This is a genomic window from Aeromonas sp. 9A, from assembly GCF_963900955.1.
GTDB lineage: Bacteria > Pseudomonadota > Gammaproteobacteria > Enterobacterales > Aeromonadaceae > Aeromonas > Aeromonas salmonicida.
On record NZ_CAWRFG010000001.1, the window covers coordinates 861,983 to 888,630 of the forward strand.

Below are 26,648 nucleotides of genomic sequence, written 5' to 3' on the forward strand. Positions count from 1 at the left end.
ACGTTTTCATAACGAAAGTTGGATCCGGCTCACAGACCCGGCCACCATTTGGCGCCATATCTGGTCGAACCCGCTGGCACCTTGAAAAAACCAGTTTTCAATCAGCCAGATAGCGTGAGCAGGAGCAGCAGATGAAAAGGATTGAAGAGCAGGCCAAACGGCTGGATCTGGAGTATCAGGGGATTGCGCAGCTGTTTGACCAGTTTTGCCAGCAGGCGGGCGGGCTCGCAGAGCAGTATCACTTCTTCAACTGGCCCGACTTTGAAGACACGCCGCCCCTGAGTCGGGCCTTCACCCTGCTGGGAGAACCCCGTGAACTGCGGCTGCGCTGCCTGCCGGGAGAGCGCGGCACCTTGAGCGGCCTCATCCAGGTGCGCGGCGAGGATGGTACTGTGCATGCCAGCCTGGGTTTTCGGGCGGATGGTCACCTGTTGCTGGAGTCGGGACACTTGCTGGACAACCCGCCCGGGCTGCTGCTCAAGCTGCTGCTGGGGGCCATCTGGCAGCACAAGCCGGACGATGACCACAGCCAGCATCACTGACTCGAACCACAGAAGGGGCCTTGGCCCCTTCTTCACATCCTGTCTTGAGCATCCACTAGACGCGTCTGCTTATGGCTGGGCGATCTCTATGGTGACGTGGACCAGCTCCTCGTGGATGGCGAGCCGCTCACGGATCTGGCCAGCCGGGATGGGCGTCGCCATCAGTAGAGAGAGTACGCAGGCATACTGCTCCTGCCCCACCCGCCAGACGTGCAGATCGCGGATCTCGGCGTCCGGCAAGTCGGCTATCACCTCGCGGATCTCCGCCACCAGCGGGGTATCCATCTCGGCATCCAGCAGCACCCGGCCCGAGTCGCGCAGCAGTCCCCAGGCCCACACCGCCACCAGCACGGCCCCCGCTATACCCATCAGGGGATCCAGCCAGTCGGCTCCCCACAGCATGCCACCCACCAGCGCCAGGATGGCCAGCACAGAGGTGGCCGCATCCGCCAGCACGTGGATGTAGGCGGCACGCAGGTTGAGATCCTGATGACCGTGATGATCAGCATGGTCATGATGAGAGTGATCGTGATCATGATGACCATGGCTGTGACCGTGATGATGACCCTGATCATCCTTGAGCAGCCAGGCACAGGCGAGGTTCACCAAGAGGCCCACCAGCGCGATGGCGATCGCCTGTTGATAGTGGATCGGACTGGGATCCAGCAGCCGGAACACCGACTCGAACAGCATCAACCCGGCCACCCCCACCAGCAGCAAGGCGCTGGTGAAGCCCCCCAGCACCTCTATCTTCCAGGTACCGAAGCTGAATCTGTGGTCGCGGGCAAAATGACGGGCGGCACGATAGGCCAGCACGGAGAGGCCGAGCGCCAGCGCGTGGGAGCTCATGTGCCAGCCATCTGCCAGCAGCGCCATTGAGTTGTAGAACCAGCCACCGCTGATCTCCGCCACCATCATAATGACGGTGAGCAGCACGGCCCAGCGGGTTTTCTGTTCCGCCAGCGGATTACCCTGGTGTACGACGGGTTGATGGCAGTGGGATGAGACGAGGGATGACATGGATTTCTCCTGAGGGCGATGATGCAATATACTATACCCCAGTATAGTTTTATTGATCGAGAGGATCCTCCATGTCACACACCATTCACGGCAAGAAGAAGCTGCTGGCGCGGGTGCGCCGCATCAAGGGCCAGACTGGGGCGCTGGAAACCGCACTGGAGCAGGAGGGTGACTGCGCCGCCATTTTGCAGCAGATCGCCGCCATCCGCGGTGCCGTCAACGGCCTGATGCTGGAGGTGCTGGAGGGTCATATGCGGGAGCATCTCGGCGCCGAAGAGGCCACCCCGGCCGAGCGGCTGGAGGATCTGGATCAGGTGGTGCGGGTGCTGAGATCCTACCTGAAGTAAAGGCTCCCCGGCCTGCGCGCTGGCGGCCAGCCTGCATGCCTGCGGTGAAACGCGTCGGCAGTGCGGCCCGCTTGACAGCCGTGCTGGGCCAACCGGGCATCCCAGGCCCGTTTCAGACTTGAGCCCTCGCCCGCTTTACGCCATCATGACCGCCGATCATTGATCCCCTTACCCTGGATTCCACTTCGCAAGGACCCCCCATGTTTGAACACGTCGATGCCTACGCTGGCGACCCCATACTGACCCTGGTCGAGACCTTCCACAAAGACACCCGTGAGCAAAAGGTGAATCTGGGGATCGGCCTCTATTACGATGAGCAGGGCCGCATCCCGCTGCTGGCGTCCGTGCAACAGGCTGAAGCCCGGCGCGCCGCTGCACCAGCTCCGCGCCCCTATCAACCGATGGAGGGTGCCGCCAACTACCGCACCGCGGTGCAGCACCTGCTGTTTGGTGCCGACCATGAAGCGGTCAAGGCCGGCCGCATCGCCACCATCCAGACCATAGGCGGCTCCGGCGCGCTCAAGATCGGGGCCGACCTGCTCAAGCGCTACTTCCCGACCTCAGAGGTGTGGGTCAGCAATCCGACCTGGGACAACCACAAGGCCATGTTCGAGGGTGCCGGCATCCAGGTGCACGACTACCCCTACTACGACGCAGCCACCGGCGGCGTCCAGTTTGATGCCATGATCGACTGCCTGAGCCAGCTGCCAGCGAAAAGCATCGTGCTGCTCCACCCCTGCTGTCACAACCCGACCGGCGTGGATCTCTCCTCTGCCCAGTGGGACAAGGTGATCGCGCTCGTGGTGGATAAGGGGCTAATTCCCTTTATGGACATCGCCTATCAGGGCTTCGGTGATGGTCTGGAAGAGGATGCCTACGCCATCCGTGCCATGGTGGCCGCCGGCGTCAGCTTCTTCGTCAGCAACTCGTTTTCCAAGAACCTCTCCTTCTACGGCGAACGCTGTGGCGGCCTGTCGGTCATCTGCAAAGATGCCGAAGAGGCGGGCCGGGTGCTGGGCCAGATGAAGGCGACAGTACGTCGCAACTACTCCAGCCCCCCCACCCACGGCGGCCAGATCACAGCGGCCGTGATGAACGATGCCAGCCTGCACGCCCTCTGGGTCGATGAGGTGAGCGAGATGCGCATCCGCATCAAGGCCATGCGCCAGAAGCTGTTCGAGGTGCTGAGCGCCAAGGTGCCTGGCCGTGATTTTGGCTACTTCATCAGCCAGCGCGGCATGTTCAGCTACACCGGCTTCACGCCGGAACAGGTTGACCGCCTGCGCGAAGAGTTCGCCGTCTATCTGGTGCGCTCCGGTCGCATGTGCGTGGCGGGCCTCAACAGCCGCAACGTCGACTATGTGGCCGACGCCATGGCCGCCGTGCTCAAGGGCTAACCCGTGCAAGCCCCGCTCAAGCGGGGCTTTTTGTTTGTCCCTATGTTGTGGAGCTGTCATGGATCTGATTGCACTGTCCAGGCTGGGAGGCCGTCATCTGGTCACCCTGCATCTGCTGCTCGACAGCCAGAGCGTCACCCGCACGGCCGAGCGGCTCTGCACCACCCCCTCCACCGTCAGCAAGACCCTCAACCAGTTACGGGATCTGCTCGGCGATCAGCTGCTCTACCGCCAGGGCAACCAGCTGTTGCTGACCCCCTTTGCCGAGCGACTCGGCCCTACCCTGCACCGACTGCTGAGCGAGCTGAACAATCTCACCAGTCAGGTACAGTTCGAGCCCAGCCAATGGCAGGGGCGATTTCGACTGGGTTTACGGGAGAGCAGCATGATCTGGCCCATGGGCCCCTTGCTCGGCGAGCTGATGAGGGCAGTGCCAGGCCTGATACCCGAGATCTGGAACAAGGATGAACAGGGACTGGCAGCCCTTGCTCAGGGCAAGCTCGATCTGGTGATACTGCCCCATGACCAAAGCCAACCAGTGCAGCACCAGAGCACACTGATGTGGGAAAAACTGTGCGACGATCAGCTGGTTTGCCTGCTACGGGCCGGTCATCCTGCGCTCGACAAACCCTGGGATCTGGATGCCTACCTGAGCTGGCGCCATATCGCCATCCGGGATCAGGATCTGGCCAGCCCCTTCTTCGAGCAGATGCTGACTCAACAACAGGTGCAGCGGCGTCTTGGTGCCATGGTGCCGGACTTTGGTACTGGTGCTGCTCTGCTGGCGGGAAGTGACCTGATACTGACCGCTCTGGGGGGATGGGCAGAGCAGATGGCAGCCCATTATCCACTGGTCATCCGCCCTGTCCCCTTCGACTATGGCGCCATCAGCCACAGTCTGGTGTGGTATGGCCCAGCCGGGGAAGATCCGGCCCATCGCGGGCTGCGCCAGCAACTGTTGGCTCTGGCACGTCCCCTGTCTGGCAGCGGGTTCAGCGACCCGGCGCCTTTCCCAGCCGGCTGATCAGATCGCCAATGGCAAACTGCACCGCATCCCGGTGGGGATAGATCACATGGGTTCCTCCCGTCAGTTCGAGCAGGCAACCATCCTGTTCATGACGAGCCACCAGAGTCACCTGCCCCTGATAGTGGTGTTCCCGCAGGGAGTGAAGCAAGTTCATGGTGGAGTGCAGATCCGGCAGGGTGCTCACCACGCCGCGAATGGCTGATAGCGGCAGGGTATCGAGATAACCGGCATCGCAGGCATCTCCATAACGGACTGGCCACCCCTCCTTGCGCAGCCGATCCACCTGCTCGGGATCGAAATCGACCCCCATCACGTTGACGCCCTCTTGCTGCAACCCTTTGAGCAGATGTTCACCATAGCGCCCCAGCCCTACCACCAGCAGATCCACCGCAGGCGTCGGCATCTCATTGTGCTGTTCATGTTGTTCACGATAGGGATGGGTGCGTTCGACCCATCCCAGCAGGGGAGATAGCCGCTCAAACAGCCACTGGGCATTGAGGATCATGTAGGTGGAGAGGGCGATGGTGATGAGGCCCACCAGGGTCGTCAAGCCGAGTGCTCCGCCCCCCACATGCCCGAGGGAGATGCCCATGGCAACAAAGATGATGGAGAATTCGCTGATCTGGGCCACAGTGAGCCCCGCCATGAAACCAGTGCGCCTGCGATACCCCATATAGCCCATGATGACCATCACTATCAGAGGGTTGCCTATCAGCACAAAGAGCGACAACAGTATGGCGGGCAGCAACTCATCACCAAGGGTGGAGAAGTCGAGCTTGGCCCCGAGATCGATAAAGAAAAACAGCAGCAAGAAGTCACGGATCCCGGTCAGTCTCGCATTGATGGCATCCCGATAGGGGTTGGAAGCCAGAGTAAAACCGGCCAGAAATGCCCCGGCTTCTTTGGAAAAACCGGCCCACTCCCCGAGCGCCGCCAAGCCGGTGCCCCAGGCGATGGCAAAAATCAGCAGCAACTCCTGGGAACGGGCCATACGCCGCACCAGATAGGGCAGCAGGTAGCGCATCAGTACAAAGATGGCCAGCGCTGCCACCATGAGCCGGAGCAACAATGACAGCGCAACCTGATCCCAGCTGCCGCTCTCTGCCCGCATGGTACTCATTGCCATCATGGCCAACACCACGGCCAAATCCTGCACGATCAGAAAACCGACCGCGATCCGGCCGTGCAACGAGTCCAGCTCCCGTTTGTCCGAGAGCAATTTGACGATGATGATGGTACTGGAGAAGGTGAGTGCCACCGCCACATAGAGCGCCTCCAGTGGCGGTTTGCCCAACAGCAGGATCAACCCAAAACCGATCACTATGGTGAAACAGAGCTGCCCCAGCCCGGTTGCCAGGGCCACAGGGCCAAGATGACGCACATGTTGCAGATCAAGCTTGAGCCCTACCACGAAGAGCAGCACGGCCACCCCTATCTGAGCCAGCAGATCTATCTGGTCGCGGGCCACTGAGTCATGGGCCGATACCAGGCCAAGCACAGCAGGCCCCACCACTATACCCACCACTATGTAGGCAATGAGGACTGGCTGGCGCAACCAGAGGGCAACCCCGCCCGCCAAGGCCGACAACAGCAGCAAGAGGGCAAAATCTGCAAACATCTGGTGCATAGTCGGTCACTCCCATCGAGATGCAAACCGTCCGCCCCACGTATGGCGCCAGGGCATTTTCCCCACTCAGTGCTCAGGTACATCACGCAAAAGAGGAGGCATAGCGTCACACCGGTGCAATACCCGTGGCATTGAGGGCCTATGATGAAAAAAACAGCCACACCATCAATCGTATCAAACAGGCCCGAAACTCAACCAGAGGAGCTCGGCTCCCACTACCGGTAAAGGTATACCCATTAACACTACGCCACCTAGCTGGCCAAGCCCGGCAAATCGGCAGGTTTTTGACGATAAACAGACGAAGGCACCGGTCAGCCTCACTGCCGATTCAGGGCTTCCTGGTATAGATGGGGTTGGGGAAGGGCGCGATGTTGTTGCCCAGCTCAGTGATGCGGGCGGCACCCTGTTTGCGCACCTGATCGACCCGCAATACATGGTGCATGGGGATCATGGTGCGGTCGACGTCGGCAAATTCACTCTTCAATTTCTCGTGGCTGGGATCGACGATCAATGCCGTATGGTTATCCCACACGAAGTGAGCGATCTCGATAAAGCCGAACAGCTGACCCTGACTCACTTCCCTGACATAGACTTCATAACGCTCGCTGTGGCAAATGAACTGCACTCGGTATAAGGCGTTGGATTCACTCATGTTCGTCTGTTGATTGTGGGCGAATGCCCCATTCTAGCCGCCCCCTCGCAGAGCTCAAATAGACAGCAATCACAGTTACGTCATCTTCAGACTCAGACTGCAAAAAAGCCGCCACCAGACTCAACATCAGAGCAGGGTGCTGGCAAAAGCATCCCATCAAATTGCTTTGCGATCAGTTAATTAGCCTGCAAACACAGGGTCAGATAATGGCCGGCAGGGAAACGGGTCCAAGTCCCCTGTCGCTCACCGCCCTGGCAAGGCGGGTCAGCTCATCTCTGCCCGCCTCGGGCCAGCTCGTCGCCACTCCGCGCACACCATGCTGACGAAAGCCGTTGAGGCGGATGGGCACTGGCCCCAGACTCTGCAAGAAGAGGACAAGCGCTGCCTCCAGCTTGCCGTCGGCATCCAGAAAATCGCTGCGTCCCGGCACGTGGAGCAGCCGCAGCTCGGCCAGCTTGCCATGACTCGCCAGCAGGCGCAGCGAGGCCAGCACCCGCTCGCGGCCAACACCTGTGAGTGAGTGGTGCACCGAGTCACGCCACCCCTTGAGGTCTATCATGGCGCCGTCCAGTACCGGCAGCAGCCGCTGCCAGCCCATTTCGCCAAGGGATCCGTTGCTGTCGAGCAGGCAAGTGAGGTGAGCCAGATCCGGCGCTGCCTTGATGGCCGTGAACAGGGCAATCACGAACGGCAGCTGGGTAGTGGCCTCGCCGCCGGAGACGGTAATGCCGATGAGCAGCGGGCCGTAGCGGCGCAGCAGGGCCAGCACCTCGGCAACCGACATCTGGCTGGTCTTGGGGCTGGCATGGCGCGGGCAGCCGTCGATGCAGCGATCGCAATCGGTGCAGAGCGCCGCCTGCCAACGCACTCTTCTCTCGCCAGGACGGCCCTCGACGAGCGTCAGGGCACCGCTCGGACAAGTTGCCACGCAGTCACCGCAGTGATCGCACAACCCCATGGTGTAAGGGTTATGACAGCCGGGGCAGCGAAAGTTGCACCCCTGCAGGAAGAGCACCAGCCGATTGCCCGGCCCGTCCACACAGGAGAAGGGCAGCCAGCGGCTGACCGTTGCGGTCCGCTCCGTTGGCTCCCTCCTTTCCTTGCCACATTCAGTAGTCACACAGGGTCGCCTCACGGCCAACCACTCTCGGCGCTCGCTGACGAATGGCCGTCAGTTCACTCGCCTCGGCACCGAGACAGGTGGTCTGCAGCCGCGACCCTTCGGTCGCGAAACGGGCCACGTCGCTCTTGCGGATCATGTAGCCGGTCACCCGTACCAGATCGCTGTCCGCCACGTTGGCGGTAAACTCGCGCATGCCGATGGCGAGGGCCCCCTTGCAGAGCTGCAGCAGCGCCTGCGGGTTCTGGCGTATGGTGGGATCCAGGGTCAGGATCTCGCTGATCCCGGAGTGATAGAAACCGTGGTGCGGTGCCAGGGCCAGCACATGGCTGGCGGGATCCGGCTCCTGACCGTAAGGGATGCGCACCCCGGGGGTCACATCGCGATCCACGCTGAGCCCGCCCTGAGAGTGGAGCAGGGCGCGACCGCCCCAGGCGTGTACCTGTGGCATCTCGGTCACATGGCGGGAGAGCTGGGCCGAGATGCGATAGCCAAGCTGGTTGGCCTCCTCGTCATGTCCGTAGCGCTCGGGCAGATTCTCCTTGTCCATCAGCAAATTGACCGCCTCCGCCATGCCATAGATGCCGAACATGGGTACGAAGCGGTCTTCGTCGATCAAGCCCTCCTGCACCAAAAAGCTGTCGAAGAAGCCGGACTCCTGATGGAGGAAGGCGGCGCGCGCGCCGATCAACTGAGAGGCGAGGCGGCAGTAGTGGGGCAGCAGACAGCCCATGAAGTCGTCTATGCCGTGGGCCTGCTCGGCCACCCGCTTGAGGGAGAGTCGCACCAGGGTATTGGCGCCACCGGCCTGGGGCAGAGCGTTGTAGCAGCTGACGATGCCAAAGCCACGCTGGTCGAAGGTGTTGCTATGGAGCGGATAGTTGGCGATGTGCGGCTTGCTGCAGCTGGCTATGTTCTGCACCGCCAGCATCAGCAGGTTATCCGGAGTCTGCGCCGGATCGTGGAACAGGGTCAGGTTCGGCGCCACCTGCTTGAGCTCGCCGTCGATGCGCAGGATCAGGCGGCAGAGACGGTTGTCATCGGGGCCTATGTTGACGTGCATAAAGGCGTCCGGCAGGACCCGATCCAGGTAGATCCAGAACCCTTTCAGCTTGCGATGGAGGGTTTCGTCATCCAGCTCACCCACAAAGGGCAGCAGCAGATGATCGAGGCGCCCCAGCCAGACCGGCATGCCGGTGACGGAGGGCACATGGTGGTAGAGGATGCGCAAGGCATCGAGCGCCTCGTCAAAATCCTTGGGGGGCGCCAGCTCCAGCCAGGCGGATCCCTGACTCAGGAACTTTGCATAATCCGGCAGCACGTAGCGCGGCTTGTAGGGAGCATGTCCCTCGAACATGTCACAGAGAAAACCCTGCGTCAGCGCCTCGGCGACCGCCGGTGGCAACTCTGGGTAAGGCAGCGCATTTTCGGCGGCCAGCGCCAGGGCATGGTTCTTCTGAGCGGGCGAGAGCAGGGAATCGCGCACTATGCGCTGACAGGTTTCGGTGAAAGACATGGGGAGCTCCTTGGCGGATAGTCCCTAAATCCTCACACTTGAGAGGTGTTTTTTGAAGTGACATTCACAACATGGCGGATATCCATAAAGGACATCCACCATGCCAGATCACGGACCTACCCCAGCCAGGGCAAGAGGGCGGTCATGCCCCCCTGCCAGCGCAGCAGGAAGAAGCCCCCCATGCCCACCACGACCACCAGCAGGGTCGGCAGCCGCAGCAGGGTCAATGCCGTCACCAGCAGAGTAGCGGCCAGGTAGTCCGGATCCCAGTCCAGCCCCTTGCCCGGCTCATAGCTGAAGACGATGGGCAACCAGATGGCGGTCAGCACCGACTGGGCCGAAAAGCTGAGGAAGGCCCCCATCTCGGCGCCGGGTTGATAACGGGTCAGCCGCGAGAAGAAGGCGAAGCGGTTGAAAAAGGTGATCAGGGCCAGCAGGCCTATCATCAGCCAGCTCATTGTCATCTCCTCATCCGGTGCAGCACATAGCCCACCACCATGCCGGCCAGCGCCGATATGATGATGTAGACCTCCGCCAGCAGCGGCTTGGTGAGCAGCGCAGTGCCGCCGCTCACCAGGGTCGCCGCCACCATGGGCAGGTTCTTCATGGCGGGTATGGTCATGGCGATGAAGGTGGCGGCGATGGCAAAGTCCAGCCCCATCTGATCCAGGCCGTCTATGTACTGACCGGCGGCGATACCGAGCAGGGTCGCCAGATTCCAGAACAGGTAGAACACGAAGCCCGCGATCAGGGCATAGCCGGGATCGAAGCGGCCGCTGCGCTCCCTGTCCTTGAGCGCCACCGCAAACATCTCGTCAGTCAGAAAGAACGCCAGACTGGCACGCCAGCGCAGGGAGAGCGGCAAGACATCGCGACGGAAGGTAAAGCCATAGAGCAGATGCTGGGAGGTGATGACGAAGGTGGACCCCATGATGGGCAGCAGGGGCGTACCCGCCCCGAACAGTGTGGTAGCCGAAAGCTGGGCGGCACCGGCATAGACCAGCAGGGACATGCATTGGGCCTGTAGCGGGCTCAGCCCCACCTGCAATGCCAGGGCGCCGCACAGTATCCCCCAGGGGATCACCGAGATGGAGAGCGGCAAAATATCGAGGGTGGCGCGCCACCAGAGCGTACGGGCGCTCTCGGCACCGGCGGGAAGGGCACTCGTTGCTGACGGCATGGGGTCATCCTTGTTGCATCCACGGCGAGCGGGAAAAACTAGCACGACACCAGGCCGCAGACCAAGGACTAAAACGGATACTGCAAGGGTTCAGAAATGCAGTGCGCCCCCATGAAGGGGGCGCACAGAGAGGCAATCAGGGCTGGATGATGATGGGAGTACCGGGTTCAATCGCGTTCCAGATCTCGTCCATCTCATGGTTGAGTACAGCGATACAACCATTGGTCCAGTTGGATGGTTGTACTCTGCGGTTACCCATGCTGTTACGCTGACCGTGGATCATGATCATGCCACCCGGGCTCACCCCCAGCTCATTGGCGCGCTTGATATCATCCAGATTCGGATAATTGATATGAATCGCCTTATAGAAGCCGGAATTGCTCTTCTTGTAGTCGAGGATATAACGCCCTTCCGGCGTACGCTGATCCCCTTCACGCTGCTTGTGTCCCTTTGGGGCCGGCCCCAGGGCAACCCAGTAGCGTTTGATCTCCTTGCCATCCTTCATCAGGATCAGGCTGTAGGAAGACTTCTTTACCACCACCATGTCGGCAGACAAGGTGGCAAAACTCAAGGCGGGCCACAGCCCCAGCAAACACAGTAATACGGCTCTCATTCCATCCCTCGACAAGCCTCTGGTTAGGGCTTTTCTTGTTACCAAATCATCTGAATGGCACCACCCCGTGGGGCAGGCGAGCGCCATCATATGGGATCGCCATCAATACTCAATATATTCAGAGAAACATATCCCGTGCCATATTTTATAAATTGTTACAATTAACAGCCAAAACAAGGGGATATCCCCCCTATATCGGGATAGAGCCCCCCGGGCGATTGGGGGAAGATAAGGCGCTTTTTCACCTACTTGGAAACTTCCACCATGCGATGCCGACTCTCCCTGCTGATCCTGCTGATCTGCTCCCCCTTGCAGGCGGCCGAACCGCTCTGGCTGCGCGAGCCTGCGCTCTCCCCCGATGGCAAGCAACTTGCGTTCACCTGGCAGGGCCGAGTCTACCTGAGCGCAGGGGATGGCGGACTCGCCATGCCGCTCACCGACAGCGACTACCTGAGCCAGCGCCCGCTCTGGTCACCGGATGGCAAGCAGATCGCCTTCGCCGCCAACTTATATGGCAACGAAGATGTGTTCGTGGTGCCGAGCGCAGGGGGCGAGATGGTGAGATTGACCCGTGACTCCCGCCCCGATCTACCCCAGGCATTCAGCGCCGATGGCAAGCAGTTGCTGCTGAGCAGCCAGCGACTGACCACGCCCGAATCGGATCACTTCGTGGCGGAAGGATTCCAAGCCAGCGCCCTCTACTGGACCCCGGTCGGTGGCGGCACCCTGACGCCGGCACAACCTCTGCCCGCCACCCTGGCTCGCCCCCATGGCAAACAACTGGCCTATCAGATGCCGGGCATGGATCAGCCGTTTCGCAAACATCAGCACTCGTTTGCCGTCTCCCGCCTCTGGCTGTTCGATGGCAAAGCCCATCACCAGCTGACCGAAGACAGGGTCGCCGCCAGCGATCCCGTCTGGGATGACAAGGGTGAGGCACTCTATTACCTGAGCGAGCGCAGCGGCGATTTCAACGTCTGGCGGCGGGACCTGGCCAGCGGTCAGGATCGTCAACTCACCCACTATCAGGGTCACCCTGTGCGCGGCCTCTCCGCCTCCCGCCAAGGGGATCTGGTCTGGTCCTGGCAAGGGGAACTGTACCGTCTCGATGCGGGCAGCAAGACACCGCGCAAGCTGGCCATACAGCCACTCTTTGCCAACGCGCCCGCCGAGAGGAGCTGGATGCCAGGCCCCATCAACGAGGCCCTCGCCCGCCAGGATGGTGACGAGGTGATACTGGTGAGCCAGGGTAACTTGTATGCCATCGATACCCGCCGCGAGCGAGTGCGCCAGCTCACCCGTCATTCCAGCGAGCAGTCATCCCCCCTGTATGCGGACAAAGAGAAGGGGCTCATTTATCTCTCGGAGCAGGATGGCCCGGCCGCCCTCTATCGCCTGAACAAGGCGCAGCCGGATGGCTTGTTCAGCGATCCCGGCACCCTCACGGAACAGAAGCTGCTGGCCATGCCGGATGCAGCCATCAGCAAGCCGACCCTCTCCCCCGATGGCAAGCAGCTCGCCTTCGTGGTGGATGGTCAGGCCGTCCACCTGCTGGATCTCGCCAGCGGCAAACAGCGACCGCTGGTCGCCGCCGAGTTCAACCCCTCCCGCCACACAGTGGAGCTCGCCTTCGCCCCCGATTCCCGTCATCTGGCGCTGACCATACAGCCTGACTCGGCCCAGCAGGAGATCGCCGTCATCGACATCGCGGACCCCAAAGCCGAGCCGATCAATGTCAGCCTCAACGGCTATCGGGATATGAGTCCTGCCTGGAGCCAGGATGGCGGCATCCTCTACTGGCAATCCACCAAATACGGGGTTCTGGGTGCCGATGGGGAGCCGCTTGGCGGCAGCCTGCTCGGCCTCTACAGCAGCCGCGCAGCCAAGAGCGACTTCATCGCCGAGCAGACGCCCCCCAAAGCGGGTTACGGCTTCGAATCCGACCGGTTGGCACACAGAGAGGCGCTGCAACTGCAGCCCCCAGGCCTCATCCTCGCCAGCCGCATCGTCGATGATCACCTTATCTCGCTGGTGGAAGAGAGTGACACCAACGGCGAGAGCGAGATCAAGGGCTACGCCCAGGATCTGCGCAAGGGCGAGACCCGGGTGCTGTTTGACGGCCAGCCCAGCCCGGCGCAGGTCAGCCTCAACCAGGATGCCAGCCTGGCCACCCTGGTGCGGGAAGGAGAAGTGACCCTGATAGACACAGGTTCAGGCGAGGCAAGGTCACACCCTTTCGACCTGCTGCAGACCGGAAGCTCGCTGGCGCTCATGACCGCCGCCTATGACCAGATAACCCGGCTCACCCGCGACGAGTTTTATCGTGCCGACATGAACGGCGTGGATTGGGATGGCTATGTGGCAGCCTATCGCCGCCAACTGGCCGGGATCAACAATGGCAGGGACTTCGGTCATCTGCTGGCGGAGCTGGCCGGTGAACTGAACGTTTCCCACACCTGGGGAGTGGGTCCGGCGTCATCCCCGCGAATGCCCGACAACACCGCCAGCCTCGGCGGCTACTGGCAAGATGGCAAGACGGGGGTTGAACTGGTCGCCCTGCTGGCCGGCGGCCCGCTGGAACAGGAGACAGACCTGACACCGGGAGCCCGTCTGCTGGCCATCAATGGCACCGAGATCCCTGACCTGAACGCCCTGGATGCCCAGCTCAACCACCAGGCCGATCAGCGGCTGGCCCTCACACTGCTGCCCAAGGGGAGCAAGGCGCCGGTGCAGCTCGACGTCACCGCCATGGATTTGCAGCAGGAGTACAAGTTGCAACTGGATGGCTGGGTCGCCAAGCGCCGCGCCCGGGTGGCGCAGTTGAGTCAGGGTCGGGTCGGCTACGTCTATCTGCCGGAGATGAACAGCGCCGTGTATGAGGAGATGGTCGCCGATGCCCTCGGCCGTCAGCGCAACCGCGAGGCGCTGATCGTGGACGTGCGCTTCAACAAGGGGGGCTATCTGGCCAATACCCTGGTGGAGTTCCTGACCGGCAGCGGCAGTGACAAGGGGATGGCGCGCAGCTGGCCACGCCACGGCAAGGGGGAGACAGACGCCGCCACCCGCCAGTGGACCAAGCCCTCTGTGGTGCTGGCCAATGCAGGCAGCTACTCGGAAGGCTCGGCCTTCCCCCAGTACTACCGCACCCTCAAGGTCGGCCCCATCATAGGTGAGCCAGTCCCGGGCACGGGCACCATGGTCTATGCCCATGACTCCAGACTGATCCCCGGACTCGCCTACGGCATCCCGACCCTGGGGCTGCGCAACCCGGATGGCAGCTTCTACGAAAATCAGGAGCTGATCCCGGATCTGCAGGTCGCGCTCACACCAGCCGACATGATAAGCGGACGAGATCCCCAGCTGGAGGCAGCCGTCGAGGCTGCCCTCGCCCAGCTGTCAACGAAAGCGAAATAGCTCGCGATGCAGGCGCCCGCCCGGCAACAGCCGGGTCAGGGCGTCTGCCATTCCTTCCGGCCCGCAGAACCAGACGTCACCGGGCTTGCCCTGTGCAAGGCCGGCCAAATCCAGCCGCCCCGCTTCCTTGTCCAGATGCAGCCGATAACGGACCCCGGTACGCTGACACAACTCGGCCAATCGCTGGTGATAGACGGCGCCGGCCAAGTCCGGCGCACACTGGATCAAGGTGATCCCCTCCCCCCGTTCACCACGGGCCACCAGCCCTTCCAGCCAGGCGACAAAAGGGGTAATGCCGATCCCGGCGCCAAGCCAGAGCGACTGCCCCTGCCGGGTGGGACAGACAAAGGCGCCATAAGGCCCCGTCACTGTCACTGGGCCGTCGACCCGGGCCGCCTCGACCAGTTGGCGGGTATGATCCCCCAACGCCCGCACCGCAATCACCAGCTGACGCTTGTCGGGCGACACCCGCACCAGGGTAAAGGGGTGCGGCCCCTCCTTGGCATCAAACTCGAAGAAGGCAAACTGGCCTGGTCTGTAGTGCGACAGCGGCGTCTCCAGCTGCAAGGTGAATTCACGGGTACTGTCCGCCAGGGTACGCAGCGCCACTATGCGGCCCTGATGGCGATCCCGCTGACCGGTCAAGCCCAGCAGGGAGTAAACCGCCGCCACAGCCCCTGCGCCGCCCAGCAGCGAGATCCCGAGCCCCACCGGTGTCAGCAGGCCAACCTGAGGCAACAGGCAGAGACCGTGTACCCACCCCGCCAGATAGATGAGCGGCGCCAGACGGTGGATCACCCGAAAGCGGCCATAGCTCACCAGCGACAACAGGCTCACCACCACCAGGGCTATCAGCAGATAGAAGCTCCACTCCCCCAGTGTATTGCCAAGGGCATGCAGGGATAGGCCATTGCCAGCCCCTGCTCCCGCCCCGCCGCCAGCCCCCCGGCGGGCAGGCCGGGTCAACCAGCCGGCTGTCACCGCCCACTTGGGTGCTTCCACCAGCAGCCAGTGACTGGTCAGGGCCAGGGTCGCGGCCATGGCGCTGTGACGATGGAGCCGCAACATGCGATCCAGCCCGCCACACCAGACTTCCAGCCTCGGCAAGCGCAGCGCCAGCAACAGGGTCAGCGCCATGTAGCCCAGCCCCAGCAGGCCGGTCAGCAACAGCATCTCATGGCGCCAGGGCCAGACGCCGTTGGCATCCCCTGCATATCCCGCCCACCAGATCAGTGCCGCCAGCACCGGCAGCAGCCATAACGCCCGCTTGGTCACCATTTGTTGCTCCTTGTCCCGTCATGTCATGCATTGCTCACCCGACTCGCCCAATGGCCACGCCGGTATCCTGATCCCATTACACGCCTGTGCCATGACAAGACTTTGCCAGCCACCGGCGACTTGGTGACAGAGTGTGACAAGAGGGAAGATACAAAAATGGGGCCTGATGGCCCCATGGTTAACCGGCTTTGCGCAGTGTCCGCTTGCGCATCAGGCGGTAAAGGAGCTGATTGTATTTGGCCCAGGAGTGGATCAGCAGGAAGATGCCGAGCAGCAGGGCCAAAAATAGCTGCCCGGCGCCCTGCGCATCCAGCGAGCCGATAAAGCTGTCCCCTTCCCCTTTATCCAGATAGTTGAGCCAGGGTTGCAACGCCAGAAACAACCAGCCAATCCAGGTCACCAGCAGGATCAACAGATCCCGTAGTCGGTACTGCCAGCTGCAACGAGCACCGTTGCGTATGATCATCTCGTTGGCGAACTTATTTTTTGTCACGGAAGGACTCTCCTCTGTCAGGGCTTTCCCATACGGCAAGCTGGCCACGGCGACGCAGGATCGCCTTGGGTACGGCAACGATCACCGTCACCAGATTGAGCAGCCAGTAGATAAGCGGATACCAGATACACCAGACGAAGCTGCGGGCCATTGTCTTGTCATAGTGGTTGTCGATGAAGATGCTGACCCCGAACTGCAGCAGGCAGATGGCGGTCATGATGACACCGGTCCACTGGAACAGCCGACCCTCGGCCAGCTCCCCCAGATCGGGCCGGATCAGCCAGACCAGCGCCAGCAGCAGCACGCTGTAGCACCAGAGGACACTGGAGAGATACTCCAGCAGCAGCAACCAGAAGTGGCGGTTGCGCCAGCGCATTGCCTGCAGGCCGTAACGCAGTATCACTTCGGCCCCGCCCTGGGCCCAGCGCAGCCGCTGCTTGTAGAGGCCGCGCACCGTCTCCGGCATCAGCACCCAGCACAATGCCTGGGGCTGGTAATGGATGAGCCAGCCCGCCAGCTGGAGTTTCCAGCTGATGTCGATGTCTTCGGTCACCATGTCCGTGCTCCAGCCACCCACCGCCTCCACCGCCGACTTGCGAAAGGCCACCACCACCCCGGACACGGTAAAGACGGTGCCATAGATGCGCTGGGCCCGCTTGATGAGACCTATGATGGAGCTGAACTCGCCAGTCTGGATCTTGCCGATGATGGTGGAGCGGGTACGCACCCGCGGGTTGCCGGTGACGGCCCCCACCTTGGGGCTCTCGATGAAGTGTTTCACCATCCAGCGCACAGCGTCATGGTCGAGCACGGCATCGCCGTCTATGCCCACCAGTATCTCCCCCTTCGCCCGTTCTAGACCATTGTTGAGGGCCATGGCCTTGCCCTGATTGTGCTGGTGCAGCACGGTAAGGCGCGCATCCTGCGCCGCCAGCCGATCCAGTCGCTGCCCCGTGTCATCCTTGCTGCCATCATTGATGGCCAGCACCTCGAAATCGGGATAACGCTGGCGCAGCAGGTGGCTGATGGTCTCCTCCACATTGGCCCCCTCGTTGTAGCAGGGCACCATCAGGGTCACCTTGGGATAGCGAGGCAACACCAGCCCGGTTCTGGCGAGCGCTATGTCCCGCTGCTCCCACTGGAAGTAGTAATAGAGGCCGCCACAGATCCACACCATGGCCATCATGCTGGGGTAGGCCAGGGTAAAAATCGCAATGCCTGAGAGAAATCCGCTCACCGTGCCGCCCCCGCTTGTGTGGCCATGGCCGCACTGACGGGCACGGCGGGGGCCACCGGCAGCTGGACTGGCTGAGGCTGGGTCTGCACCGAGAAGACGGGTTTCAGCACGGCGGGATCCGGCTGATTGTTGTGAAAATCGTCCGGGTAGTAGCCGAAGTTTTTCACCCCCTTGCGCTGGATGATCTGCATCCAGCGCGCCAGCTCCTCATCCGGGATCGGCTGTTCGGTGCGCCAGTTGCGGCTTTGCAGCTCGAACACCAGCCGCTCGGCCGGCACCTGGGCCAGGGATGTTTCCGCCAGCTGGGCCAGCCACTCATCCGGATTTTCTGCCTGCTCCATGTAGGGCATGGCCATCACGGCCGTGTAGTCATAGGCCTTGGCGAACGCCGCCATGCTCTGGGCAAACCACTGCTGGGCGTCAGGCTCGGTCACCAGGGCCGCGTAGATGTTGCGGGCTGTCTTGAGGCCGTCAGCCCCTCCCTGGCGATAACGGGCGGCGGCGTCGCGCAGCGCCAGCGTAAAGTCGATCAGTAGGTCAGTCTTGTGCTCACCCTGCGCCCGCAGGGCCTGGGTGGAGCGCGCCAGCGGCATGGGCCCTTCGTAATCGCTGAGGAAGGCGTCATCGTGGAACAGCAGGCCGTCGAACTTGGTGTAAAAACCGAGATCCTCGTAGATATCCAGCAGCAGCTGACGGCTGGCGGCATCCCAGGGCGAGAGGCGCAGATACTGACCCCTGGCGGGGGCGCCGGTGCGACTGTCGGTCACATAGGTGTGGTTCGGCCCCATGTCATAGGCCATCACCGGCATCCAGGCATACACCTTGACCCCGACCCGGGTCTTGAGCTGCCAGGCGACCCGGTTGAACAGATCCGCCCTGACCGGCATGTGGCGATTGGGGAAGTAGAGCGCCTCCGCGACCCCGTCACCGTTGTCATCGGCATAGGCCTGCAGATAGACGGTGGTGATGCCGTATCCCTTGATCCGCTCCAGCAGCAGGTCGATGTTCTTGTTCAGCTGCAGCGGATCCTTGTCATAGACATAGTCCAGATCCACGTGCACCAGTCGCTCCTCCTGCCGCTCCCAGGTGTTGCCCCCCATGATCTCGTCCAGAGTCTCCAGGCTGGTGTCCTCCTCCAGCAGATAGCGGCGCACAGTGGCTCCGGAATCCCCCAGGGTGTTGAGCCCCTCAATCAGGGTGAAGCTGTAGGGCATGCCGCTGTCACGGGCCAGGTTCAGCACCGTCTGGTTGAAGGCGCCATAGGGCCAGACCATGATGCGCGGTGCCCGGCCGGTCTGCTCCTTGAGCTGGCGGACAGACGCGTCGAAGTCGGCTTTCACCCGCACCTGATAGTCCGCCATGGTTTCGTAACCGGCCGGACTCCAGCCCGCCGTGGTCACCGCCGGCTGCACATTGCCCTGGGGATTGGCGAGCAAGCCGTAGTGGGAGGCGAAGGTGTGGGAGGCCAGCTCCACCAGTCCGGAGTCCTGCATCTCGCGGATCTGCGGCCAGCCGACGAAGTAGCTGCGCGGCAGCCTGTCGTTGCCATAGGGCACCAGCTTGTCGTCGGGCACATCCAGCCAGCTGCCCACCAGGGCATAGACGGCCGGATAGTTGTAGAGCTTGAGCAGCGGGTAGACCAGCCGGTAGAAGCTCTCGTAGCCATCGTCGAAGCTGAGCAAAATGGCCTTCTCCGGCAGCGGTGTCTTGCCAGCCTTGGCATCCAGCACCTGCTGGAAGCTGACCGGGTGATAGCCCTGCTGCTTGATCCAGTTGAAGTGGCGGATCAGGGTGTCGCGCCGTATGGTCTGGGGATAGATCTTGAGGTTGGGGGTCAATTTCAGATCGACGATATCGTGGTAGCAGAGCACCACATAGTCATCGGGTTGACGGGCAGCCTGTGCGGCCAGCGGCATGAGCACGGACAACAACAGGAATAGAGGGGCAAGCCAGCGTCTCATCACATGAAACTCCATTGCAGATTGGCGAAGACGAAATTTCCATATTCGGGGTTGCCGTCGTAGACGGCCTGGCGCCGGCCCAGGCCATAGCCCAGGCTCAGTGCCGGGGAGAGCACCCAGTCGTGGCGATAGCTGAGTTGCCAGCCCGGGTCGCCGCCATACTCCTGCTGCCAGTACTGATTGCCACCGATGACAAGGCTCTGCAGCAGGGCGCGACGGCCATCCAGCGGCAGCCGGTAACGCCCCGCCAGTTCCAGCTCCAGATTGCGATCCCGCAGGGGATTGAAGTAATCCACCGCCACCGCCTCGTTGCGGGAGATGGCAGCCCGCAGTGTGGTGTCGAACCACCAGCGATCCCGACGCCAGAGATCCTGACGCAGCCAGCCGGAGGCGGTGAGCCGCCGATTGCCATCACTGATGTCCATCCGTTCCAGCCGCAGGCCCGCCTCCCGGGTCTCGTCCTGGCGCCAACCCAGATCGAGCTGATATTGATCGGCGTAGTTGCCGCGCGCCAGCGCCCGCAGTGGCGTATCGGCGCTGTTGAGGTTGATGGCAGCCCCCAGGGTCCAGCGATCGCCCAGCCGCCCGTCGAGGCGGCTCCACAGATAGCCCTTGTGATTGAGATCACTGCCCATCCCCCCTTCCAGAGTCAACAGCAGCGGATAGAAGGAGACTTCGGCCCCGAGCCCGCTGTAGGCGGCACGCTCCGGCTGCCCGTCAAATTCACCGAAGCTGCCCTGACGACGGACAAACAGTCGATCGCCGCCATCATTGCGAGCGCTGTAAAGGCGGCTGTCGTAGCTCCAGTCACGACTGGCCTGTACCGAGCCCCCTTCATTGCGACCATGGGTCAGCTCAGTGGTCAGCATGGGGGCCTGCTCCAGTGCCAGCCGCTGTTGCAACTCCCGGCGATCCTTGGTCAGGTTGCCGAGGGCCCGCACCGCCTGCGGTGTCTGTTGCCACTGCCCCTGATCGAGGCGGGCGTGGAGGAGACCCGGCTCGGCGAGCCGGGTACGGCCAGTCGGCAGCCAGCGCACCGCCTGCTGATAGGCCTGCTCGGCGCCATCCGGGTGACCGCGCCAACGACGGATGTCCCCCAGCTGCAACCAGAGCCAGGGATTGGCAGGGGCCGTTTTCAGCCAGCCTTCCAGCTGCGCCTCAGCCATCCCGGCCTGACCCCGCCAGGCCAGCAGCAGAGTTCTGAGCTGCAGCACCTTCTCGTAGTCATCGTTGGGCATGCGCATATTGCCGGTGAAATCCCAGCGGGTCGGCGGCTCTTGCCAACCCGCCAGCAACCCCTGGGCGGCGCCGTAACGCTCCGCATCCGAGTAGGCGTAGAAACGCTTCTCCAGCAGCGTCTTGTCTTTGGCCCGCTGCGGGGTCGCCAGTTGCCGATAGATAAGGGAAGCCTCATCCACCCGCCCGAGCCCAACCAGCGCATCGGCCCGCGCCTCCTGCACGTATTCCGGCAACGGCCCCTCGGCTTGCAGGGCGGCAGACTCCCGCTCCGCCTGGGCAAACTCACCGAGGGCCACCAGGGTCACCACCAGATCACGGCGGGCACTGAGGTAGAGCACATGATCGCGGGGGGCCCGGGCCAGGATCTTGTCCTGCAGGGCCAGGGTGTGAGTGAGGGAGGTGCGAGCCAGCGCCGGATCCTCGGTCTGCGCCGAGATCCGCAGCAAGTTGACCGCCTGGTAGTAGTCGAGCCAGAGCCGATCCACCGGCTTGAACAGGGCAGGATACTGCCCCATCAAGTCGGCAGCGGCGGGACCCGCCCCCAGGCTCACCGCTACCCGATAGAGCGCCAGCACCTGTTCACTGTTGCCGGGTTCCAGCGCCAGCAACTGCTGGCGGGCCAGCATCTCCCCCATGGGGTCCTCGGCCTGACGGGCGGCATAGATACGCGCCTCCAGCACGGCCCGATCGCGACCGAAACGGGCCTCGTACTCTCCTGCCGCCTGATGGGCCAGCACACGGTTGCCCTGATCGCTGGCGGTGAGAAACAGGCCAAGCCAACCGGTGGGATTGCCCGGGTCACGCCCCTGCAACACCCGGTAATAGCTGATCGCCTCAAAGTAGCGCTTCTCGTCCCGGGCGGCGCGGGCCACCCCTTCCAGCGTGCTGTTGGCAATGGGACTGAACTCGCAGGGGGCGCAGGCTGCCAGCGCCCCCTTGCGATCCCCGCGCCACAGCTGCACGGCGATCAGATCGTCCAGCACCTTGCCGTCGCCGGTTTGTCGATAGAGGGCATCCAGTCCTTGCGCCGCGGCGTCAAGCTCCCCTGCCCTGGCCTGGATGACCCAGGCTTCCCGTGCGCTATCTACCCCGCCGGCAAACGCCAGCAGAGGCAAGAGCGCCAATAACCAAAAGATGCGATTCATTCGCAACATTCCACCTTTGACACGCGCCGGGCAGATCGGTCCTTGAATGCCCTGACGATTACGCACATATGTCCGACCCTGCTGCCGTGGCAACGCAGGGTGACTTCCTGACGGATGTGCGGTTGTGATGGTGAAAGGCGAGGGATGAACCAACGCCTTCCTCAATGCGCGGTCCAGCTGTCTCCGGGAAGAGACCTGTGACTTTCCGAACCCGATTCGCATCGGGGGTGGCGAGGCGGCCAATTCTGCAGCGGTAGGCGAGTTAGTCAATCGAGTCAGACAGGAACCATTCTCGATAAGCCACCGTCTGTTGCCTGTCCCTGTGGACTCAATTTTTCACTATTACTATTGAGGTAATTAACAGAATTCCATTTTGATTGGCCTGCATCGGAGGTTCATCAAGCAATGGGGTTAAGCTTCTCCCCTTGATTGCCCCCTGCAGCGAATCTGGCGCATCCGAATCCAGTATTGGCTGACTACGACAGACTACGTCACGACCACAAACAAGCCCCATCTGATAACCCCCTGACAGGAAATCATCGACCTCAACCGCTTCTGGCTCCAGGCAAGAGGCTATGGCTTGCCGCCGCTGGTGCGGGCAAATTTGGCTGTACCGCAGAACGGGCAAGGGCGTACCCTGATGCCATCGACTTGGCCAAGGATCTTGAATGAAGGGTTTACGGATAAAGGCGCCAGTACTGGGCTGCCTGCTGATTTCACTGCTGGCGGCGCCTCTGGCCGCCGCCCCCCTGATACTGCAAGGGGAGACGCTGAGCTATCGCATCGCCCCCGATACCCTGGCCATCTCGGTCAACAAGGTGCCGGTCAGTGACGGCCAACCCGCCCGTCAGGTCGACAAGCTGACCCGGGGGGAGCAAGAGGCCAGCTGGCACTGGCCTGCCCAGGACGCCAGGGTCGAGGTCAAACTGGATGGTGATGATCTGCTGCTGACCCTTGTCAGCGACACGCCCCGTCAGCTGGCCTGGTACAGTCTGCCGAAAAACCAGACCCACCTCTCCATGGCCTTTGGCGAGGGCAGCCGCTTCTCGGTGCGTGACAGCGACTGGCTCGGCTATGTCGGCGACGAACTGGCCGAACTCAACACCCATTACGACCTCAAGCTGCCGCTGTGGAGCCAGGATGCAGGCAAACAGACCTACAGCTGGATCCTGCAAACCCCCTACGACAACCAGCTCAACTTCACCCGCAAGGGGGGGCGCCTGCAACTGAGCGCCCGCCACGAATTCAGCAGCTTCAACCAGCAGGCTCCCATGGTGGTGCGTCTGAGCGTGGGGGATGACTGGCTGGCAGGGGCCCGTCGCTATCGGGAGTGGTTGCAGGCCGAGGGGGAGTGGCAATCCCTCGCCGACAAGTTTGCCCGGATCCCCGCTGGCCGCCGCCTGATTGGTGCCAGCCATGTCTATCTGTGGGGAGATGCCCTGCTGGATCGACAGGATGTGAAGGATTGGCCTGGCCTGCAGGCCAGACTCAATCAAAAGCCGGCCTGGCTGCAAACGTTCAGCGGCGAGGAGCGGGAAGCGCTGGCCGCAACGGCTCCCGAACCCTGGCAGCAGACATTGATCATGGCCGGGCTCAACCGGCTGATTGCCAGCCAGCTCCCCCTGCCCGCCCAGCAGGGCCCCGTCAGCCAGAGCAAGGTGCTGGCCCTGCGCCAGCAGTGGGTCAGGGGTCAACTGGGGGATCTGCTGGTTGCGCAGACTCGCTGGGGGCAGGGCCTGTCACTGCCGGTGATAGAAGCCCTGCAACAGGCGGGACTGCACAAGCTCTGGCTCGGCACCCCGCAATGGACGGCGGCTCTGCAACAGGGTTATGCCGTCACCGCCGCCCAGCGCCTGGGCTATCTGGTGGGCAGCTATGACTCCTACGATACCGCCATCCTCCCCGGCAGCAACGACAGCTGGCTCACCGCCCAGATCCCTCCCAAGATCGGCAAGCGCTGCGCCATCATGGAGGCCAACGGCAAACCCAAACCCGGCTTTGGTGGCGAGGGCGCCTACCTCAATCCCGGTTGCACCCTGCCCTTCGCCAAGAGCCGCATGAGCGAGCTGGCCAAAGCCAGCGGCATCAACAGCTTGTTCCTCGACGTGGATGGCACCGCCATGGCCTCCAACGATTACAACCCGGCTCATCAGCAGGGGAGCCAGGCCATGATCGCCGCCCGCAATGCCCGCATGGCCTGGGTGGGAGAGCGGCTCGGACTGGTGCTGGGCTCGGAGGATGGCAATGCCCTCACCAGCAAGCCGCTGATGTTTGCCCACGGCATCCAGAGCTGGGGGTTCGGCTGGCAGGACGCCAGCATGCGCAAGCAGGCCAAGTCTCCCTATTACCTCGGCAAGTGGTGGCCGGACGAGGCGCCGCAGGTCTTCTTTCAGCCCGCGCGCCTCAAGCCGCGCTACCTGAAAACCGTGTTCAAGCCGGCAGACAGGTTGCCCCTCTATCAGGCTGTGTTCCACGACTCAGTGCTCAACAGCCATCACTGGCTGCTGGACAACCTCAAGTTCCCGGGCATCAAGGAGGAGCGCGCCCTGCTCGGCCTGCTTTACAACACACCGCCGCTGGTCAACCTGAGCCGCAGCACCCTGGAGAGCCGCCTGCCCGAGCTGGTCAGACTGAGCGATCAATTCGCGCCGCTGCACGAGGCATTGTGGGACAAGGCGCTGGTGGGATTTCGCTGGCGCGACGGGCCGGGCCGGGTGCAGGAGACCCGCTTCTCGGATGGCAGCCGCCTGGTAGCCAACTTCAGCAACAGCTCCATCATGCTCGATGGCCAGAAACTGCCGGGCAAGCACCTGCTCGTCGCCCTCAAGGGCAAGCCGGTCACCCTGCTGACGATGTGATCGACTCGCTCGCCATATAAAGAGAGAGCCCTGCCAATTGGCAGGGCTCTTTTGCAGGCGGGGTTCATCTAGCCCAGGGTGGCGGGCTCGACTTCGCTCTGGCGCCGGATCCAGCCCTCGAAGTCCGCCAGCATGCGCGCCTCCGACTCGCTGTTGTCGGCAATCAGCTCACTGCCATGCACCACCCGGATGCGGGCATTGAGGGGCGCCCCCTCACCGGCCGGCGGCCTTTGCTGCGCCGCCGCCATGCAGGCTTGGGCCTGCGCCCAGGCGTCGGCCACGCTCTGGTTGCATACCTCGGCCAGCGGCACTGCGCTGAATCCCTCGCCGGTCAGGCTGCGCAGCGTCTCATCGTGGGTCATGCCGTTGCCCGGCCCCCAGTAGTGAGCCGCCAGATCCGGACCGATACGCGGGTTGTCGGTGAGATAACCATCGCGCTGAAGGAAATAGGCGCGGGTCTGCTCCACCGCCATCAGTGCCAGCAGATAGCCGTGATAGGCACAAGCCGACTCCTGATTCAGCAGATGCGGAATGGCCAGCAGCGGCCTCGGGCTCTCTGTCCCCAGTATCTTGCGCTCCCACTGACGGGCCAGCGCCAGCACGGCGTCCGGAGTGCGATCGCTCTCCTCCATGGCGTAGAGATCCCGCTCGAAGTAGGAAACCAGCGCTATCTGGCGCTCGTTGAAGGCACGAAACGGCTGACGCGCCGCTATCATGGCCTTGATGAGCGAATCTGGGATCACCTCTCCCTCCGCGTTCCTGGCATAGCGCTTGAGCCAGTCCGCATCGTCCAGCAGGCTGTCGCAGAACATGGACTGGGTCTCGGCATAGGCCATGGAGGTGGGTGGAAACTCCTGAGAGAAGCAGGGGGCGTTGCCGGTCACATTGGCAAAGTGAGCGGCGTGGCCCCCCTCGTGGAACAGGGTATTGAGGCCACTCCAGCCGCTGCCCACCTGAGCCGGGTTGGCCAGACTGGTGAAGTTGACCACGGCGGGAACCCACTTGTCCTCCTGCCAGAAGCTGGGCACAGGGCCGTGGCAGAAGCCGTTCTCGTATTTCCCCTCCCGGGTCAACAGATCCAGGGTCAGGGTCGCATCGCGATACTGGATGCCGAGCCGGCGGAAGCTCTCGACCCAGTCCTTCAGCGCCCGCGAGAAAGGCACATAGGGGTCGAGCTGGCGGGTCACGTCGCCGCTGACGAAATAGCGCAGGTTGTGGGGCTGCAGCGCCGCCTCTCCCTTGGCGCTTTTCAGCTCTGCCAGACTCTGCTGCACCCGCTGCTCGGTGCGGGCGATAAAATCATCCAGCACGGCAAACAGCTGTTCCGGGCTCATCTGCTCGTTCTTGCGCACCTTGTAATCGAAATAGTCGCGATACCCCATGGCACGGGCGAAGCGATTGCGGATCGCCACTACCTCGAGAAAGCCGTTGTCGACCACCCACTGTTCCAGGGTATGGAACATGGCCAGCGCGCTCTGGCGCACCGCCTCGTTCGGGCTGGCGGCAAGGGAGGTGCTGGCGGCGGGCAGACTGCCGGCGACCTGCTGACCCTGCTCATCCAGCAAGCTGAGTTTCAGCTCCCGGCGACGGGCAAACAGCACCGCCTCGGCCGCCACCAGCTCGTCCATCAGGGCGGCGGCAGCCGGATCCTCGATGACGTTGCACTCGAAGAAGGCAATCCAGCCCCCCAGACCACGCTTGAGATCCGCCTCTTCGGCCCGGGACAGCATCTCTCTGAGCTCCGGCAGTCGGGCCGGGTTGGCGCAAAACGCCTTGTAGGCCTGCTCGGCGGCGGTGAAACCTGCCTGATCGTCACTGGTGCCCATGTAAGTGGACCAGAACAGGTCCTCCTTGCGCCTGTGTACCTGCAGGTAATCGGCATTGAGCTGATTCAAATAATTCCTGGCAATGGAATGCATAAATTCCCTCTTGTATGGGGCTGACCCGCACGGGTGCCCGCTCCTTTTTGGTGAAATGCCAAG

Annotated in this window: 20 protein-coding genes; 6 read left to right on the forward strand and 14 right to left on the reverse strand. The window is 62.6% G+C overall.

The features are described from left to right. The first annotated feature begins 131 nt into the window (after positions 1-131). Positions 132-542, forward strand: coding sequence for a hypothetical protein (locus AACX78_RS04290; RefSeq protein WP_059111759.1), 411 nt, complete (start codon positions 132-134; stop codon positions 540-542). 69 nt (positions 543-611) lie between these two features. On the opposite strand, the gene dmeF is transcribed toward AACX78_RS04290, so the two are convergent. Continuing rightward, complete coding sequence (gene dmeF, locus AACX78_RS04295) at positions 612-1,562, reverse strand: CDF family Co(II)/Ni(II) efflux transporter DmeF (RefSeq protein WP_125608098.1); 951 nt, start codon at positions 1,560-1,562, stop codon at positions 612-614. A 71-nt stretch (positions 1,563-1,633) separates the two neighbouring features. On the opposite strand from dmeF, the gene AACX78_RS04300 reads away from it, so the two are divergent. From AACX78_RS04300 to AACX78_RS04310, 3 genes are all read left to right on the forward strand, one after another. Continuing rightward, entirely contained in the window at positions 1,634-1,909 is a 276-nt protein-coding gene (locus AACX78_RS04300; RefSeq protein WP_021138847.1) for a metal/formaldehyde-sensitive transcriptional repressor, read from the forward strand. 200 nt (positions 1,910-2,109) lie between these two features. Beyond that, entirely contained in the window at positions 2,110-3,306 is a 1,197-nt protein-coding gene (locus AACX78_RS04305; protein WP_058394907.1) for an amino acid aminotransferase, read from the forward strand. Positions 3,307-3,364: 58 nt separating this feature from the next. Continuing rightward, positions 3,365-4,330: a LysR family transcriptional regulator gene (locus tag AACX78_RS04310; protein WP_059111761.1), complete on the forward strand. Its 966-nt coding sequence runs from the start codon at positions 3,365-3,367 to the stop codon at positions 4,328-4,330. On the opposite strand, the gene AACX78_RS04315 is transcribed toward AACX78_RS04310, so the two are convergent. The 7 genes from AACX78_RS04315 to AACX78_RS04345 all read right to left on the reverse strand — a co-directional run bounded on the left by AACX78_RS04315 (position 4,299) and on the right by AACX78_RS04345 (position 11,041). Beyond that, complete coding sequence (locus AACX78_RS04315) at positions 4,299-5,960, reverse strand: cation:proton antiporter (protein ID WP_159165477.1); 1,662 nt, start codon at positions 5,958-5,960, stop codon at positions 4,299-4,301. The two genes, AACX78_RS04310 and AACX78_RS04315, sit on opposite strands and share 32 nt — an antisense overlap. A gap of 328 nt (positions 5,961-6,288) precedes the next feature. Then, a complete protein-coding gene (locus AACX78_RS04320; protein WP_005313662.1) occupies positions 6,289-6,612 on the reverse strand; it encodes a DUF1820 family protein in 324 nt (107 codons plus the stop codon). Positions 6,613-6,811: 199 nt separating this feature from the next. Continuing rightward, positions 6,812-7,732 carry a YjjW family glycine radical enzyme activase gene (locus AACX78_RS04325; RefSeq protein WP_159165478.1) on the reverse strand — a complete coding sequence of 307 codons (921 nt, stop codon included), beginning with the start codon at positions 7,730-7,732 and terminating at the stop codon, positions 6,812-6,814. Next, on the reverse strand, positions 7,722-9,248 hold the full coding sequence (locus AACX78_RS04330) for a YjjI family glycine radical enzyme (RefSeq protein ID WP_159165479.1): 1,527 nt from the start codon (positions 9,246-9,248) through the stop codon (positions 7,722-7,724). The genes AACX78_RS04325 and AACX78_RS04330 overlap by 11 nt, the downstream gene beginning before the upstream one ends. A 116-nt stretch (positions 9,249-9,364) precedes the next feature. Continuing rightward, a complete protein-coding gene (locus tag AACX78_RS04335; RefSeq protein ID WP_125597591.1) occupies positions 9,365-9,706 on the reverse strand; it encodes an AzlD domain-containing protein in 342 nt (113 codons plus the stop codon). A 2-nt stretch (positions 9,707-9,708) separates the two neighbouring features. Beyond that, positions 9,709-10,428: an AzlC family ABC transporter permease gene (locus AACX78_RS04340; RefSeq protein ID WP_159165480.1), complete on the reverse strand. Its 720-nt coding sequence runs from the start codon at positions 10,426-10,428 to the stop codon at positions 9,709-9,711. 136 nt (positions 10,429-10,564) lie between these two features. Beyond that, the gene (locus tag AACX78_RS04345) at positions 10,565-11,041 is read right to left on the reverse strand and encodes a L,D-transpeptidase family protein (protein WP_201302778.1); all 477 of its coding nucleotides are present in this window, start codon (positions 11,039-11,041) and stop codon (positions 10,565-10,567) included. A gap of 264 nt (positions 11,042-11,305) precedes the next feature. Between AACX78_RS04345 and AACX78_RS04350 the strand changes: the two genes are divergently transcribed. Beyond that, positions 11,306-14,455: a S41 family peptidase gene (locus tag AACX78_RS04350; RefSeq protein WP_159165482.1), complete on the forward strand. Its 3,150-nt coding sequence runs from the start codon at positions 11,306-11,308 to the stop codon at positions 14,453-14,455. Here the strand turns inward: AACX78_RS04350 and AACX78_RS04355 are convergent. The 5 genes from AACX78_RS04355 to pgaA all read right to left on the reverse strand — a co-directional run bounded on the left by AACX78_RS04355 (position 14,438) and on the right by pgaA (position 21,808). Beyond that, on the reverse strand, positions 14,438-15,733 hold the full coding sequence (locus AACX78_RS04355) for a ferredoxin reductase family protein (protein ID WP_159165483.1): 1,296 nt from the start codon (positions 15,731-15,733) through the stop codon (positions 14,438-14,440). The two genes, AACX78_RS04350 and AACX78_RS04355, sit on opposite strands and share 18 nt — an antisense overlap. 178 nt (positions 15,734-15,911) lie before the next feature. Next, entirely contained in the window at positions 15,912-16,226 is a 315-nt protein-coding gene (locus tag AACX78_RS04360; protein WP_159165484.1) for a hypothetical protein, read from the reverse strand. Continuing rightward, positions 16,213-17,463, reverse strand: coding sequence for a poly-beta-1,6-N-acetyl-D-glucosamine synthase (pgaC, locus tag AACX78_RS04365; RefSeq protein ID WP_159165485.1), 1,251 nt, complete (start codon positions 17,461-17,463; stop codon positions 16,213-16,215). The genes AACX78_RS04360 and pgaC overlap by 14 nt, the downstream gene beginning before the upstream one ends. Next, entirely contained in the window at positions 17,460-19,424 is a 1,965-nt protein-coding gene (gene pgaB, locus AACX78_RS04370) for a poly-beta-1,6-N-acetyl-D-glucosamine N-deacetylase PgaB (RefSeq protein WP_159165486.1), read from the reverse strand. The genes pgaC and pgaB overlap by 4 nt, the downstream gene beginning before the upstream one ends. Further along, positions 19,424-21,808, reverse strand: a complete 2,385-nt coding sequence (gene pgaA, locus AACX78_RS04375; RefSeq protein ID WP_236556285.1) for a poly-beta-1,6 N-acetyl-D-glucosamine export porin PgaA — start codon at positions 21,806-21,808, stop codon at positions 19,424-19,426. The genes pgaB and pgaA overlap by 1 nt, the downstream gene beginning before the upstream one ends. A gap of 668 nt (positions 21,809-22,476) precedes the next feature. Between pgaA and AACX78_RS04380 the strand changes: the two genes are divergently transcribed. Next, the gene (locus tag AACX78_RS04380) at positions 22,477-24,666 is read left to right on the forward strand and encodes a glycoside hydrolase (protein ID WP_159165488.1); all 2,190 of its coding nucleotides are present in this window, start codon (positions 22,477-22,479) and stop codon (positions 24,664-24,666) included. Positions 24,667-24,734: 68 nt separating this feature from the next. Here the strand turns inward: AACX78_RS04380 and AACX78_RS04385 are convergent, their stop codons facing one another. Further along, positions 24,735-26,585, reverse strand: coding sequence for a M3 family metallopeptidase (locus tag AACX78_RS04385; RefSeq protein WP_159165489.1), 1,851 nt, complete (start codon positions 26,583-26,585; stop codon positions 24,735-24,737). Positions 26,586-26,648 lie beyond the last annotated feature (63 nt).

Excerpts from the sequence above, each read along its gene's own strand:
- AACX78_RS04290 (WP_059111759.1), top strand. The coding sequence starts at position 132 with ATGAAAAGGATTGAAGAGCAGGCCAAACGGCTGGATCTGGAGTATCAG.
- dmeF (WP_125608098.1), bottom strand. The coding sequence starts at position 1,562 with ATGTCATCCCTCGTCTCATCCCACTGCCATCAACCCGTCGTACACCAG.
- AACX78_RS04300 (WP_021138847.1), top strand. The coding sequence starts at position 1,634 with ATGTCACACACCATTCACGGCAAGAAGAAGCTGCTGGCGCGGGTGCGC.
- AACX78_RS04305 (WP_058394907.1), top strand. The coding sequence starts at position 2,110 with ATGTTTGAACACGTCGATGCCTACGCTGGCGACCCCATACTGACCCTG.
- AACX78_RS04310 (WP_059111761.1), top strand. The coding sequence starts at position 3,365 with ATGGATCTGATTGCACTGTCCAGGCTGGGAGGCCGTCATCTGGTCACC.
- AACX78_RS04315 (WP_159165477.1), bottom strand. The coding sequence starts at position 5,960 with ATGCACCAGATGTTTGCAGATTTTGCCCTCTTGCTGCTGTTGTCGGCC.
- AACX78_RS04320 (WP_005313662.1), bottom strand. The coding sequence starts at position 6,612 with ATGAGTGAATCCAACGCCTTATACCGAGTGCAGTTCATTTGCCACAGC.
- AACX78_RS04330 (WP_159165479.1), bottom strand. The coding sequence starts at position 9,248 with ATGTCTTTCACCGAAACCTGTCAGCGCATAGTGCGCGATTCCCTGCTC.
- AACX78_RS04335 (WP_125597591.1), bottom strand. The coding sequence starts at position 9,706 with ATGAGCTGGCTGATGATAGGCCTGCTGGCCCTGATCACCTTTTTCAAC.
- AACX78_RS04340 (WP_159165480.1), bottom strand. The coding sequence starts at position 10,428 with ATGCCGTCAGCAACGAGTGCCCTTCCCGCCGGTGCCGAGAGCGCCCGT.
- AACX78_RS04345 (WP_201302778.1), bottom strand. The coding sequence starts at position 11,041 with ATGAGAGCCGTATTACTGTGTTTGCTGGGGCTGTGGCCCGCCTTGAGT.
- AACX78_RS04350 (WP_159165482.1), top strand. The coding sequence starts at position 11,306 with ATGCGATGCCGACTCTCCCTGCTGATCCTGCTGATCTGCTCCCCCTTG.
- AACX78_RS04355 (WP_159165483.1), bottom strand. The coding sequence starts at position 15,733 with ATGGTGACCAAGCGGGCGTTATGGCTGCTGCCGGTGCTGGCGGCACTG.
- pgaB (WP_159165486.1), bottom strand. The coding sequence starts at position 19,424 with ATGAGACGCTGGCTTGCCCCTCTATTCCTGTTGTTGTCCGTGCTCATG.
- pgaA (WP_236556285.1), bottom strand. The coding sequence starts at position 21,808 with ATGAATCGCATCTTTTGGTTATTGGCGCTCTTGCCTCTGCTGGCGTTT.
- AACX78_RS04380 (WP_159165488.1), top strand. The coding sequence starts at position 22,477 with ATGAAGGGTTTACGGATAAAGGCGCCAGTACTGGGCTGCCTGCTGATT.
- AACX78_RS04385 (WP_159165489.1), bottom strand. The coding sequence starts at position 26,585 with ATGCATTCCATTGCCAGGAATTATTTGAATCAGCTCAATGCCGATTAC.